Origin of the sequence: Celeribacter neptunius (genome assembly GCF_900113955.1) — a bacterium.
Taxonomy (GTDB): Bacteria; Pseudomonadota; Alphaproteobacteria; order Rhodobacterales; family Rhodobacteraceae; genus Celeribacter; species Celeribacter neptunius.
Window position 1 is genome coordinate 401,612 of record NZ_FORH01000003.1, and the last position, 14,298, is coordinate 415,909.

Annotated in this window: 13 protein-coding genes and 1 tRNA gene; 8 read left to right on the plus strand and 6 right to left on the minus strand. The window is 59.4% G+C overall.

Features of this window, described 5'->3' with window-relative positions:
- Positions 1–319: 319 nt before the first annotated feature.
- The 6 genes from BM151_RS10680 to BM151_RS10705 all read right to left on the minus strand — a co-directional run bounded on the left by BM151_RS10680 (position 320) and on the right by BM151_RS10705 (position 6,961).
- On the minus strand, positions 320–1,690 hold the full coding sequence (locus tag BM151_RS10680) for a hypothetical protein (protein WP_090060683.1): 1,371 nt from the start codon (positions 1,688–1,690) through the stop codon (positions 320–322).
- A 69-nt stretch (positions 1,691–1,759) separates the two neighbouring features.
- Positions 1,760–3,115: a DUF6538 domain-containing protein gene (locus tag BM151_RS10685; RefSeq protein WP_177213099.1), complete on the minus strand. Its 1,356-nt coding sequence runs from the start codon at positions 3,113–3,115 to the stop codon at positions 1,760–1,762.
- A gap of 80 nt (positions 3,116–3,195) precedes the next feature.
- Positions 3,196–3,272 (minus strand) — tRNA-Arg (locus BM151_RS10690).
- Positions 3,273–3,359: 87 nt separating this feature from the next.
- Positions 3,360–4,805, minus strand: a complete 1,446-nt coding sequence (locus BM151_RS10695) for a sensor histidine kinase (RefSeq protein WP_090060685.1) — start codon at positions 4,803–4,805, stop codon at positions 3,360–3,362.
- Between the two features lie 24 nt (positions 4,806–4,829).
- Complete coding sequence (locus BM151_RS10700) at positions 4,830–6,227, minus strand: dihydrolipoyl dehydrogenase family protein (protein ID WP_090060686.1); 1,398 nt, start codon at positions 6,225–6,227, stop codon at positions 4,830–4,832.
- A complete protein-coding gene (locus BM151_RS10705; protein WP_245781177.1) occupies positions 6,224–6,961 on the minus strand; it encodes a TVP38/TMEM64 family protein in 738 nt (245 codons plus the stop codon). The genes BM151_RS10700 and BM151_RS10705 overlap by 4 nt, the downstream gene beginning before the upstream one ends.
- Before the next feature lie 299 nt (positions 6,962–7,260).
- Between BM151_RS10705 and rpmH the strand changes: the two genes are divergently transcribed.
- The 8 genes from rpmH (at position 7,261) to argB (ending at position 14,297) form a co-directional block, all read left to right on the plus strand.
- Positions 7,261–7,395 carry a 50S ribosomal protein L34 gene (gene rpmH / locus BM151_RS10710; protein WP_043868490.1) on the plus strand — a complete coding sequence of 45 codons (135 nt, stop codon included), beginning with the start codon at positions 7,261–7,263 and terminating at the stop codon, positions 7,393–7,395.
- A gap of 36 nt (positions 7,396–7,431) precedes the next feature.
- Complete coding sequence (gene rnpA, locus BM151_RS10715) at positions 7,432–7,908, plus strand: ribonuclease P protein component (protein WP_090060687.1); 477 nt, start codon at positions 7,432–7,434, stop codon at positions 7,906–7,908.
- Positions 7,905–8,183, plus strand: a complete 279-nt coding sequence (yidD, locus tag BM151_RS10720; RefSeq protein ID WP_090060688.1) for a membrane protein insertion efficiency factor YidD — start codon at positions 7,905–7,907, stop codon at positions 8,181–8,183. Before rnpA ends, yidD begins: the two co-directional genes overlap by 4 nt.
- A complete protein-coding gene (ttcA, locus tag BM151_RS10725; RefSeq protein ID WP_090060689.1) occupies positions 8,176–9,057 on the plus strand; it encodes a tRNA 2-thiocytidine(32) synthetase TtcA in 882 nt (293 codons plus the stop codon). The genes yidD and ttcA overlap by 8 nt, the downstream gene beginning before the upstream one ends.
- 87 nt (positions 9,058–9,144) lie before the next feature.
- Entirely contained in the window at positions 9,145–10,692 is a 1,548-nt protein-coding gene (locus BM151_RS10730; RefSeq protein WP_090060690.1) for a putative bifunctional diguanylate cyclase/phosphodiesterase, read from the plus strand.
- Between the two features lie 127 nt (positions 10,693–10,819).
- Complete coding sequence (yidC, locus tag BM151_RS10735) at positions 10,820–12,646, plus strand: membrane protein insertase YidC (protein WP_090060691.1); 1,827 nt, start codon at positions 10,820–10,822, stop codon at positions 12,644–12,646.
- A gap of 18 nt (positions 12,647–12,664) precedes the next feature.
- The gene (yihA, locus tag BM151_RS10740; protein WP_090060692.1) at positions 12,665–13,312 is read left to right on the plus strand and encodes a ribosome biogenesis GTP-binding protein YihA/YsxC; all 648 of its coding nucleotides are present in this window, start codon (positions 12,665–12,667) and stop codon (positions 13,310–13,312) included.
- 88 nt (positions 13,313–13,400) lie between these two features.
- On the plus strand, positions 13,401–14,297 hold the full coding sequence (gene argB, locus BM151_RS10745) for an acetylglutamate kinase (protein WP_090060693.1): 897 nt from the start codon (positions 13,401–13,403) through the stop codon (positions 14,295–14,297).
- The last annotated feature ends 1 nt before the right edge of the window (position 14,298 follow it).

Here is a 14,298-nt window from a genome sequence, read left to right on the forward strand (position 1 = left end):
GCGCCAGAAAACACGACTCCCACCAGAGCATCGGTTGCAGCTTCTCCCCAAGTGTAGCAGCCATCGCCCCAGATCTGATCAGCAACATATCCGGACGCAACACCAACCGCTGCACCATATGCGGCAGCCACTGCTCATCCAGCCGATGTCCGCTTTGGGCCGAGAGTTACGCTTGCGTTTGCCAAGCAAAACCGCCCCTCTTACGCCTAATAGTATCGTGTTAAGTTGTTGGAGAGTACCTAAGGAGACTTGGAGTTGCCCCAAACCATGTAGGCCTATACCCCCTCCTATAAAGATATACCTAGGGATAGGGGTACCCCTAGGCTGCTTTAGACTGGTCTAAGGGAGAACTCTCCCTCACGACCGGAGCAAATCCAAACCTCTGCATATAGCTTCGAGCAATGGCGAATTTTGCTGTCTCTGCCTGCCTCTTCTTTACGATCAAGCTATCGTGGATGGGGAGTGATGGGCATTCAAGTTCGAAGATGAGCCTTTCCATGGCGTCAAGTATGCACTCCGACTCCTCGTACTGAAGAGATGCCCATTGGGGGCGAGTAAATGCCCTCTCAAGTATAGGATGAAGCTTCAGAACTTCATCGAGAACCTGATTGAAAGAGAATTGGAGCGGGAAGCCCTCCTTTTTCAGGAATTTCTCTTTGTTTCCTCGAGGCCAGCGACTTGGGACTGTCGAGCTGCCAAAGATCATAACAACAGCCTGTTTCATGGCTGCACGGGGAATTCTCTTTGAGGCATAGGGATCAACTTCGTGCTTCAACTCACGCCCATTCATCGCGTACCAGATGAACAGATGACTTGCCCGAACATCGACTTCGACAGTTTCTTCCCCGTCGATCCGAATTTGGCTGCGTTCTGATTTGTGCATGTTTAGCCAATTGTGCCCAGAGGCCGCATAAAGCCTGCCCTCTTGATCAAAGGAGTATGTCTTTGAAATAGCATTGCTGAAATGCCTTTGGATTCTTGGTTTTGTGGTCAGAGAAAATTCATATTCAGCGAGTGCAGCATTCAACTTATCTATTCGTTGGCACTCAGCCAGATAGGCAGGCGTGTTTAGAAGCGACTTTTCAGGCGGCAAGTGCTGGCTGCGCCCATTCCGCCCTTTGCCAACCATTTCCCCTTTGAGGCGTACAGAGGGACTACGGCCAATGTCCTCCGAAAAATGGTTTTCATCGTCTTCAAGGGAAATCCTGTGTTCTTTTGCGATCTCGAAGAATTGCTGGGTTGCCCTATAGCGACTGGCATAGCCGACTTCATTAATCCCTTGGATTCTCTGGCCTTCCCAAGTCGATGGTTTTTGGCTGCCTTTGATCCTGTCCACCAAATCCATTTCAGGCCATGTCGCGATGACCATTTGGAAGTTGTCATGGGTTGCAAGCGTCTCTTTCAGCGCCTCAGGGTCAGAGGGCCGATACATGAAGCCTTCGGCCCCGTTCTTCTGGGAATGGAGTAGAAGGTCCGCTGCAAATGCCCCAATGGTTGCCTTGATCGAAGGGATGTCCTTTTGTTTCGGGCGTCGTTTGCGAGTCTGGGTCTTAAGCTGATGTTCAATGGTCAATTCATAGAGGCGATTCACAAAGGCGTTCGCCGCATTGGATGAGGGGTAATGTCTGAGCGTCGCCATCTCGGCGGCGTTGAGAATAGATTTATCAAAGTCGCTGCCTTTGAGAAGCAATTCGGTTTCCCTTGTATTTTGTCATCGTGTGCTTGCAACGTCGAGAAAGCTTCGAACGTCCCTCAAGCCTTAATCTCTGGTGTCGAGGACAATTTTCTCCAGCCACTCTGCTTTCACAGAGAGCGATGCCCCTCGTCCATATCTCTGCCCCGCAGATCGAGCAGACCAGCCACCAACCTGATCAATGATCTCTTCCGGTGCATTCACATCTCTGAGGCGGTCACGGATTGAATGCCGGAGGCTATGCATCGTTTTATCAATGCCCTGAGCTCTGACCCACTTAGCAATCGCATTTGAGGCGCTTGTTGCCTTGAAGTCCCCCGGTACCGCGTACTTGGGCCAGACGTATTCTGACTTGGTATTTGCAACTATGCGCTGGGCAGCCCAAAGCGCAGCACCAACCAAAGGCACCTCTCTCGTTGATCGAGCCGTCTTCAGGTCGCGAACGTCACTTTCTCGGATGGAAACGTAAGGAACCTCACCCAAAGAAAAGTCGGTGACTTTCAGGCCAATCGCTTCCCCAAGCCGAAGGCCAGTATCCGAGATGAGTGCAACCGCCCAGCGCAATGAGTCATCCCTTTCAATGCAAATTTTTTGCAATTGGGATATCTCATTGATTGTAAATGGCTCCCGAACGACTGAGTCGCTCTTTGGCAGAACAATATTTTCGAAAACGTGTGGACCCGGAAGCCCATTTTCAGCGAACGCATAGCGTAACACCGGAGTGAGGTAGTTCAAATAGCGCTTCACTGTGGCGACCTTATTCCCATCATCGAGCAATTTTCGAACAAAGCCATTTGCCTCTTCACGCTCATACCGATCAACCGGCCTATCTGCTGAATAGGCAAAAAACCGGTTTACCGCATTCCAGCGTGCTTTTCCCTTCTTCGACTTGGGGTCTTCTCTCTTCGCTGCTTGGTATTGACTGACTGCCTCGGAGAACAATGGCGACAACTTCTCACCAAGGAACAGGTCGTAAGCGAGGTTTACATACCCCGGAGTGCGCTCCCGAACATATGCAGGCTCACCATATTGGCCCGTTTCCCGGCAGAGGAACTTAATTTCATCCATGAACTCATCCGGCCAAATACCGGCTGCATCGTATTGAACCCTATCCCCGGGGTTTAGACCGTACGCCTCCAAAAATGCATATGCTGCTTGACGCTCCTCTGGTCCTAAGAGGTTTACGTCACCGCGACGAGCTTTCCATAAAGCATCTTGGCGTAATGCGTGCTCATGAGCCCGTCTTGCGGCCTCAGCCTGAGAGCGTGTTTTCAGAGAAAAGAATAGGACGTCTCGTCTTTCTGGATAGAGAGTGCGCACATCGTCGGGAATTCTTCTTCGGAAATACCAGACGCCTTTGCGGTTCTGAAGATACTTAGCTTCCAAACGGAAGGCTCCCATCTCGAATAGTATTAGTGACACGTGTGTATCCCTTTGTGTCACCTCACAGGCAACCCAAAAGTCTCTAAGTCACTGATATTATTTAAGAACTTGGAGAGCAATGGCGCGCTGGGGAGGATTCGAACCCCCGACCCCTTGATTCGTAGTCAAGTACTCTATCCAACTGAGCTACCAGCGCGCGGGGTAGGGGCGATTTACAGAGAGTCGTCAGGGGGCGCAAGAGGCCATTGTCATTTTTTTGAAAAACTTCGCACGCGGCACGAATTTATTCCGCCGCAGCCGCATTCGATGCGCGTCCGGAAGGGGCAGCCGCCGATGCGGCGTAGCCTTTCGGCAGGTGAATGGCAAAAGAGGTTCCGCTGTCATCCGTACGTTCGAGCACCAGCTGGCCGCCATGGCCGCGCACCAGTTCGGCGGCAATCGCCAGGCCGAGACCGAAACCGCCCTTGCGGGTGCCGCCCTGGAACGGCTGGAACAGGTATTCGCGCGCTTTCGGCGGCAGGCCCGGCCCCGTATCGGTCACCGAGAGCACCCATTCCTCTTCATCCTCACGCCCCGCGACGGAAATTTCACCGCATTTTCCGGTGGCCATGATCGCCTGACGGGCATTGCGCACCAGATTCGACAGCACCCGGTGCAATTGTTCCGGATCGGCGCGCAGCACCATGGTGGCGGGAATATCTTCGGAGAAGGACAGATCGAAGTCATCGATGGAAAGTCGCTCACCCTCGATCACCTCGGCCACCAGCTCGGCCAGACGCACTCCGGTGAGCGTCGGCGCCGGCTCCTCGGCCTTGCCGAAGGCCAAGGTGGTCTCACAGAGGTTCACCGCGCGCTGGATCGAATTGACGAGTTTCGGCGCAGACCGGGTCACCGCCGGGTCCTGTGACATTTCCAGCCGGTCGGTGAACAGCTGCGCCGTGGTCAGGATGTTGCGCAGGTCATGCGAGACCTTCGCCACCGCACCACCAAGCTGGGCCAGACGCTCTTTCTGCCGCAGGGAGGCGGTGAGCTCGGTTTCCATCGCCTTGAGCGCGGCTTCCGCTTCGCGCAGTTCCGCGACCTTGGCCGAAGGCTCGATGATCCGGCGGGCATCCTCGGGGGCCTGGGCATAAGAGGTCATCGCCCCCACGACACGCTTGATCGGGCGCACCAGCAGTGCGCGCACGGCAAGGAACAGCAGGAAGGCGGTGAAAAACGAGATCACCGCAGACAGAAGCAGGATGCGCAGACCATAATCGATCATCGCCGCTCTGAGCGGCGCGGTCGGCAGGGTCACCTCGATCAACAGCCCGGCCTGTTTCACCGGATCGCCAATCACCCGGATCACCCGCTCCGCCGGATCGAACAAGGTCACCATGGCATCGCGGATCAGCTCGAACGCAGGCGCCTCGCGCAGATCGTAAGTGGCATGGACCTGATCGGGAATCGGCGAGGACAGGACGAGCTGGCGGATCTCGTTGCGCCGGAGCACGACGTTATAGACGCCGGCATTGGCCAGAAGCTCGTCCTCGAGATCCATGTCGAGACTATCATTGGCCAGGAGCGCCAACGAGGCGATCTGGGCGCGTTCAAGACGCGACAACAGAAAGTCTTCGCGGAACCGCGCCACGGAGGGCACGAAAATCATGATCTCGGCCGCCATCACGAAGATCACGGTGAGGATCAGGAACCGCCCTGTCAGCGTGTTGATAAAACGCGGCAATGTCATTGCACCTCTTCCGCCGATCCCGCCCTAGGGAACGAGCCTCTGCACCGCTTTCACGACCCATTTGACCTTCCGGTTCTCGAAAAGCCTTGGGGTAAAATAGGCACTCACCGCCCGTTTGTTAAGTTCTGCCAATGTGGGATAAGGCGCGACCATGCCCGCGATTTTGCTCATCTTGAGTTTCAAGGACAGCATGAGCGACCAGAATGCAATCAGCTCCCCGGCCTCAGGGCCCACAATGGTAACGCCCACGGGGCGGCCCTTGACCACCATCAGCTTGATGAACCCGGCGCCGCCGCGGCCTGTGGCAATGGCGCGGTCATTGCCGGTATAGTCGGCGCGCACCACCTCGAGCTTTTCCGCGAATTTCTCGCGCGCCGCCGCCTCGGTGAGCCCGACCTGTGCCAGTTCCGGATCGGTATAGGTGGCATGTGGGATATGATGCGTCCGGGCCTTGGCCGGCAGGGCAAAGAGCAAGGATCGGACGATGATCCCGGCCTGATAGCCCGCCACATGGGTGAATTGCAGCCCGCCGGAGACCACATCGCCGATCGCGTAAATCCGGCGGTTCGACGTGCGCAGATCCGCGCCCACCTTGATGCCGTTCTTGCTGCGATCGACATCGGCATGCTCGAGCCCGAGCTCTTCGCTATTGGCCCGCCGCCCGGTGGCCGCCAGCAGATGGCTGCCCTGCACCACCTGCCCGTCCGACAATGTCACCTGGATAGCACCCGCCGCCCCGCTGATCCGCTCGGCGGCCACACCTTCGCGCAGCGCAACCCCTTCGGCGCGCAGCGTGGCTTTGACCAGCTCGGCCGCTTCCGGGTCTTCCCGGCCCAGCGCATCGAAGGCCTCGATCACCGTAACCTCGGCGCCGAGACGGCGATGCGCCTGCGCCATTTCCATGCCGATCGGCCCACCGCCCAGAATGATCAGATGCCTAGGACAGCCCGTCAGCCCCCAGATCGTCTCATTGGTCAGATAGGGCACAGTGGACAGGCCAGGGATATCCAGCAGCATCGGCCGCGAGCCTGTGGCGATCACAAACCGACGGGCTTTGATCTTGATCCCCCCCGCCTCGACACTCTTCGGCGAGGTGAACCGCGCCTCGGCGCGAATGACCGTACAGCCCAGCCCCTCGAACCGTTCCTGACTGTCATGCGGCGCGATGGTGGAGATCGTCTTGCGCACATGTTCCATGGCATGGGGATAAGACAGGCCTTCTTGCGCGGCATGAAGCAGGGCTTTCGACGGCACGCAGCCGGTATTGAGGCAATCGCCCCCCATCTCGCCCTTCTCGATCAAAACCACCCGGGCGCCCATCTGCACGGCCCCCGCCGCGACCGAGAGCCCGCCAGAGCCGGCGCCAATGACGCAGATGTCGGTTTTGATCCTTTTCGGGGATGCTGTCTTTGCTTTCGTCATGCTGCCTCCTTGCGCCAAACCTTCCACAGAATCGGCAAAAGCGCGAGCAGACAAAGCCCGAGCGTCGGCAAAAGAATGGGCGGGGTGAAGAACACACCGAGATCCGGCGCCTCGCCGCGCTCGAACACAGAGCCGAGCCCGGCGCCAACCGACGTCAGGATCAGCGCCCCGGGAATGATGCCCAGCGCGGTGGAGATGAAAAACCGGTAAAACCGCACGCCGAACAGGGCCGGCAGCAGATTGGCGACAAAGAACGGCACCAACGGCAGGAAGCGGATGAGAAACAGCATCGACCATTGATTCTCGTCGATCCCGTGTTTGATCTTGTGAATGCGTCCTTCGGAGGCATCGATCTTGGAGGCGAGCCAATCGCCCAAGCCCCAGCGCGCCGCCAGAAACAGCACGGAGGCCCCCATGATAGCACCGCTCATATTGAAGAGCACACCGGGGAATGTGCCGAACAGAAAACCACCGGTGAGCGTCGCCACCGTCGCCCCGGGAAGCGAGAGCGCCACGATCACCGTATAACATGTGACGAACAGAACGACCGAGAGCACAGCATAGCGCTCCGTATAGGCCAGAAGCTGCGCCCGATTCTCCGACAGGGCCTCAAAACTCAGATGTTCGCGCAGCATGATCGACAGGCCGAGCCCCAGCCCGGCCAGAATCAACAGCACCCAGAAATGGTGGCGACTGCGGCCCTCGGGCGCATTATCTCTGTCTTTTCCTGTCACGACCCCGTCCTTTGCCCTTGCCAGTCAGGCGTTCAGGCAGGATGATCGCTTCTGCGCCAGAGCACCAGCGCTTTGCACGCGGCTTCACGTGGCAGTGATGATCCGTCAGGGATTTTCCGGCCTCACGGGCAATTTGTTTCAGAATTCCGTGCATTTCCGCGCCATGAGAATTGACAAGCCGCGATGACCCTCCTATTGGCAGGGCTTCGAACGATTACTCGCCTTCGAATCCCTTTGTCATGCCGCTGGCATGGTGATCCCGGGATTTGGGCCCCAACGCAACCGATGGAGATGGCGCGATGAAACGCACCTATCAACCGAGCAACCTCGTCCGCAAGCGCCGTCACGGCTTCCGTGCCCGCATGGCAACCAAAGCTGGCCGCAAGGTTCTGAACGCCCGCCGTGCACGCGGTCGTAAATCCCTGTCCGCGTAATCCACGCCTAGGGACGCCTGATAAAGGCTCACGACGATGACACCGCCGGACGCACCCCAAGCAAAGGCCAAGGCCGGAGCCCAAGGGTCGCAGTCGGCGGTTTTGTCATGCCGAAATTCGTCATGCGCGAATGACAATTCCGACGAGATGCCCGAGATGGAAACCCTCGCCAAACGCGCGGATTTTCTGAAAGCTGCGCGCGCCCGTCGCCAGGGCACCTCGAGCTTTCTCTTGCAGGGTCGCAAACGGTCGGAAGCGGAAGCCGTCCAAGGCATTCGCGTCGGCTACACCTGTTCCAAGAAGGTCGGCAATGCCGTGGCCCGCAACCATGCCAAACGGCGGTTGCGCGAAGCTGCGCGCCTGTTGATCCCCGAATTGGGGCGTGACGGCTGGGACTATGTGCTGATCGGCAAGAAGGGCGACACAAGCGCGCGCGCCTTTGATCTCCTGCTCAAGGACCTCAGATATGCCCTGAGAAAAGTCCATGGAGAGACAAAGGAGAGTAAGAGATGACACCGCTGGCCTTCGTGATCTCCCTGCCCGTGCGCGCCTATCGCCGAACCTTCTCGCCCTTCGTCGGGCATAATTGCCGCTATCAACCGACCTGTAGCGCCTATGCCATGGAAGCGCTCGAAAAACACGGCGGCCTCAAAGGCTCCTGGCTGACCATCCGCCGCATTGGCCGCTGTCACCCCTTGGGCGGCATGGGCTATGACCCGGTGCCGGAGCCACAAGACAGACATGCGCCGAAAGCGAAGCCAACATCCGAGGACACGCCCGATGCTTGACGATCTCGACGATATCCATCCGCTGTTCCACGGCGCCCCCTCCACGACGGAGTTCAAGAAGCTGCGCAAGCGGATCATCCGCAATGTCCGCGAGGCGGTGGAGCAATACGGCATGATCGAGCGCGGCGCCAAATGGCTGGTCTGCCTGTCGGGTGGCAAGGACAGCTATACGATGCTCGCCGCGCTCTACGAGCTCAAATGGCGCGGCATGCTGCCGGTCGAGCTTGTCGCCTGCAATCTCGATCAGGGTCAGCCGGGCTTTCCCGCGACGGTGCTGCCGGAATTCCTCGAGAAAATGCAGGTGCCGCACCGGATCGAGTATCAGGACACCTATTCCATCGTCATGGACAAGGTGCCCGAGGGCCGGACCTTTTGCGCACTCTGTTCGCGTCTGCGTCGTGGCAACCTCTATCGCATCGCCCGCGAAGAGGGCTGTTCGGCGGTGGTGCTGGGCCATCACCGCGATGACATTCTCGAAACCTTTTTCATGAACCTGTTTCACGGCGGGCGTCTCGCCACCATGCCGCCGAAACTGGTGAACGAGGAGGGCGATCTCTTCGTCTATCGCCCTCTGGCCCATGTCGCCGAGGAGGATTGCGAGAAATTCGCCCGGGCGATGAATTACCCGATCATCCCCTGCGACCTCTGCGGTTCGCAGGACGGGCTGCAACGCCAGCAGGTCAAGCAAATCCTCAACGGTTGGGAAAAGAACAGCCCCGGCCGCCGGCAGGTGATGTTCAAGGCCCTGACCAACATCCGGCCCTCTCACATGATGGACCCGAAGCTCTTCGATTTTCTTGGGCTGAGCCTGAACGAGCGCCCTGCCCCCGCCGCGGTTGATGAAAATTCTAACGGAATCCCCAAGTTGCGTTAACCGCGTGGCCACTTTCTTGTCCCATGTTACCCGGTGACTCGGGCCCCAACAGGCCCAAAACCGACCGGAAACGACGGGAAAAAGACCATGAACCATGACATCGCAGCCAAGCTTCAACGCCTGCGCGATGCCCTGACGGGGCCTCAGACACTTGCCTTCCTTCCGGCGCTTTGCCTCGGCGCCTATTGGTTTGGCGGCGAAAAGCTTCTGGTGCTCTGCGCTCTGTTGCTGCCGGCACTGATGGCGAGCCTGTCCGTGCTCACCTCTTTCATCACACCACGCGCCGCCTCGCACCAACAGCCCCGCGACGGGCTCACCAAGCTGCCTTTGCGCATGGCGGTGGTCGAAGCTCTGGACCAGACCCTCGACAGCCGCGACGTCACCGGGCGCACCACCGCCTGTCTGGTCATCGAGATCGATGATTTCCGCAGCATTTGCGGCAACTTCGGCTCCGCTGCAGGCGATGATATTCTGGCGGGCGCGGCGCGTCGGCTCGAAGACGTCTTGCGCGAACACGACACCATCGCCCGGCTCGACAACGCCCGTTTCGCCGTGGCGCTGGCGCCGATGCGCCGCGCCGATCTCGAGACCATGATCCAAATGGCCTCGCGCATTCAGGCGATCCTCTCGGAACCCTATTCCGTCGATGCCACCAAGGTCTTCACCACCTGTTCCATCGGCTTTTGCATGCCCAACCGTGCCCCCGCCGCCTCCGGCCAGGCCTTTCTCGATGCCGCCGAGATCGCTCTTGCCGATGCGCATCGCAACGGCCCCGGTGCGATCCGCGCCTATTCGCCGAGCCTGCCGCCGCGCACGCTTGAACGCGGCAGCATCAATGCCGATGTCGGCGAAGCGCTGGAAAGCGGCCAGATCATCCCCTGGTTCCAACCCCAGCTCTCGACCGACACCGGCGAGGTCTCCGGCATGGAAGCGCTGGCGCGCTGGGATCATCCGGAAAAAGGCACGCTTGGCCCAAGTCAGTTCCTGACCGAGATCGAAGAACTGGGCCTGTTGGAACGCCTGCACGAGATCATCCTCTATCACGCGCTCATGGCGGTCAAAACCTGGGACAAGGCCGGATTCAACGTGCCCTCCGTGGCGGTGAACTTCTCGCCGACCGATCTCGCCAATCCGAAAATCGTCGACAAGATTCGCTGGGAACTCGACCGGTTCGAACTCGAACCTTCGCGACTGAGTGTCGAGATCCTCGAAAGCGTCATTTCCTCTTCGGACAATGACACGATCAGCCGCAACATCTGGGCGCTGAAGGAAATGGGTTGCGGCATCGATCTCGACGATTATGGCACCGGCCACGCCTCGATCGCCAATATCCGCCGTTTCGCCGTGAAACGGATCAAGATCGACCGCTCCTATGTCTCGCGCTGCGATCTCGACCGCGACCAGCAAAGCATGCTGGCCGCCATCCTGACCATGGCCGAGCGGCTCGATCTCGAGACCCTCGCCGAAGGGGTCGAGACCGTGGGCGAACATGCCATGCTGTCGCAGCTGGGCTGTGGTCATGTCCAGGGCTTTTCGATCTCGCGCCCGATGGCATTTTCGGACACGCTGGAATGGATGGATGCGCATAAACGCAAACTGGCCCAGACGCCTCAGATCGGCCGCCGCGCCAGCTAGGCCATCCGCCCAGGGATCCCACATCACTTTCGCGCCTTTTCCAGAAAAAATAGGCAAAACCGCTTGACCTCGAGGCTTCTGGCGGGTTGAACCACCCGAGATGAATTCCAACAATCGGGCGGCCTAGATGGACGATCAAAACAAGAACCTGATTCTTGCCATTGTGCTCAGTGGCATCGTGTTACTCGGGTGGACCTTCTTTTTCCCGGCGCCGGAGACCGTGACGGATCCGAATGCGCCGGCGGTGACGCAATCCGCATCTGACGACACGGCCGCGACGACACCGCCCGCGGCGGGTTCGTCCGCCGATGCTCAGGGCGCCCTGAACGAGACCGCAGATCAGACCGCCGACGCACCGCGCATCACCATCGACACGGATCGCCTGACCGGGTCCCTGTCGCTTGTCGGCGGCCGGATCGACGATCTGTCGCTGAAGGATTACACGATCGATGTCGACAGCGACGAGCTGGTCAAACTCCTGACCCCCGTCGGCACGGACACGCCCTATTACGCCTCGTTTGGCTGGGCTCCGGGCGGCGCGCTGACCCAGGACGACGTGCCGGGCACCAACACGCTCTGGTCGGTGGAGAGCGGCGACACGCTCACCACGCAATCGCCGGTGGTTCTGGTCTGGGACAATGGCAAGGGGCTGACATTCCGCCGCACCATCGCGATCGACGACAATTTCATGTTCTCGGTGACCCAGTCGATCGAGAACACCTCGGGGGCTCCGATCCGCGTTGCCACCAACAACGAGATCGTGCATCTGGGCAAGCCCGAGAACCTGACGCGCCTTTTGGTGCATGAGGGGGCGATCCGCGAAAACGACGGCACGCTGGAAGAGATCAGCTTCAAAAGCGGGTTCCTGAAAACCAAATTCGACGAGCTGAAAGCCGACGCGCGCTGGGGCGAACATGCCGAGTTGCAGGAAGTCACCCAGAACGGCTGGATCGGCTTCACCGATCACTATTGGATGACCACGCTGATCCCCAATGCCGACGATGCTTTCACCTCGGTCGTGACCTATCACGAGGCCAGCGACACCTATAAGACCGTCGCCCGCTACCCGGCCGTGGACATCGCCGCCGGCGGTGCCTTTGAAGTGTCCTCGCGCTTTTTCGCGGGCGCCAAGGAATGGGAAACCATCCGCACCTACGAGCGCGACGGTGGGGTCTATAAATTCAGCGACTCGACCGATTGGGGCCTGTTCTATTTCATTACCAAGCCGATCTTCCGCATCCTGCACGCGCTGCATGGGCTGATTGGCAACATGGGCTGGTCGATCATCGTTCTGACGCTGATCATCAAGGGCATCATGTTCCCGCTGGCCTATAAATCTTATGTCTCCATGGCGCGGATGAAAGAGCTTCAGCCGGAGATGGAAAAGCTCAAGGAAGCCGCCGGCGAGGACCGCGAAAAGCTTCAGCGCGGCATGATGGAGCTCTACAAGACCAACAAGGTGAACCCGGCCTCCGGCTGTCTGCCACTCCTGTTGCAGATCCCGGTGTTCTTCTCGCTCTACAAGGTGATCCTGGTCACCATCGAATTGCGGCACGCGCCCTGGGTCGGCTGGATCCGCGACCTGTCGTCGCCTGACCCGAGCTCGATCCTCAACCTGTTCGGCCTGTTGCCCTTTGCAGCCCCGGAAGCCGGCTCTGCCCTGGCCTTCCTGAGCCTCGGCGTCCTGCCGATCCTTCTGGGCATCTCGATGTGGCTGCAGCAGAAACTGAACCCGGCGCCGACCGATCCGTCGCAGGCGATGATCATGGCCTGGATGCCCTGGGTGTTCATGTTCATGCTCGGCAATTTCGCCTCGGGTCTGGTGCTCTACTGGATCGCCAACAACACGATCACTTTCACCCAGCAGTACCTGATCATGCGCAGCCACGGGCACAAACCCGACGTGTTCGGCAACATCATGCGCTCGCTCAAGCTCAAGAAAAAGGACGCCTGATCTCAGGCGGGATATCCGATGGAATTGCAATTTCCCATCGCTGAACCAGATGCGGCGGCCCTCGAGAAGGGCCGCTTGCTGTTTGCGGGCGAGACCGATTTTCTCAAAGGCGTGGTGGCCATGGACGGCATGCCGCCGGACGACCGGTTGGAAGTGTGCTTCGCCGGTCGCTCCAATGTCGGCAAGTCGACACTGATCAATGCGCTCACCGGGCGCAAGGCGCTGGCACGCGCCTCGAACACGCCCGGACGGACCCAGGAGATTAACTTTTTCACCTGCGCCGAAAGCCACTATCTCGTCGACCTGCCGGGCTATGGCTTTGCCAAGGCGCCGGTGAAAACCGTCGAGAAATGGCAACGTCTCCTGAAAGCCTACCTGTCGGGCCGCGCCACGCTGCGCCGGGCCTTCGTGCTGATCGACAGCCGCCATGGCGTCAAGGACGTCGACGAAGAGATCATGACTCTCTTGGACAAATCCGCCGTGCCATTTCAGGTGGTGATGACCAAGGCCGACAAGGTGAAAGAAGCCGAGCGCGAAAAGATCATCGCCCAGGTGCGTTCGAAAGTCTCGCGCCACCCCGCCGCCTTCCCGGAAATGATCCTGACCTCGTCGGAAAAGGGCTGGGGCATCGATGTCCTGCGCGCGGTGATCGCCACGCTGGTGTAAGCCCCGGGCCGATGTCCGCGCCAGGCCACTTGGCGTGCCGCCTCGAACATTGTAATCAGGGCCAAACCCTCATTTGGAATCCCTGACAATGAAGAAGCAAGACATGAACAGAGACTGGATCGCGACCGCCCGCACCCTTTCCGAAGCGCTGCCCTATTTGCAGCGATACGAGGGTGCCACGGTGGTGATCAAGCTCGGCGGTCATGCCATGGGCTCGGATGAGGCGATGGAAAGCTTTGCCCGCGATGTGGTGCTGATGCAGCAGGTCGGCGTGAAGCCGGTGATCGTTCACGGCGGCGGCCCGATGATCAACAAGATGCTCAACCAGTTGGGGATCGAGTCCACATTCGTCCACGGCAAACGCGTCACCGACAAGGCGACTGTCGAAGTGGTCGAGATGGTGCTCTCCGGCCTTGTGAACAAGCGCATCGTGCAGGCGATCAACGGCCAGGGCGGCCGCGCGGTCGGCATTTCCGGCAAGGATGCCAATCTGATGATCTGCGAACAGACCGACCCGGATCTGGGCTTTGTCGGCACGCCGGTCTCGATGAACCCGGGCATCGTCACCGAGCTGGGCGACGAGAACCTCATTCCGGTGATCGCGCCGGTGGGGGCCGGGCGCAATGGCGAGACCTTCAACGTCAATGGCGACACCGCCGCCGGCGCCATCGCCGGTGCGCTGCATGCCGACCGGCTCCTCCTCCTCACCGATGTCTCGGGCGTAAAGGATGCCAATGGCGAGGTTCTGACCGCGTTGAATTCGCAGCAGATCAAAGATCTGACCGATCAGGGCGTCATCGCCGGCGGCATGATCCCCAAGACCCAGACCGCGCTCGATGCCCTGAAAGACGGGGTGCGGGCCGTGGTGATCTTGGACGGGCGTGCGCCCAATGCATGCCTGTTGGAACTCTATACCGAACATGGGGCGGGCTCGCTCATTCGCGACACACAGCCCCGCGTCAAACCCTCGAAAAAGGGGGCGTGAC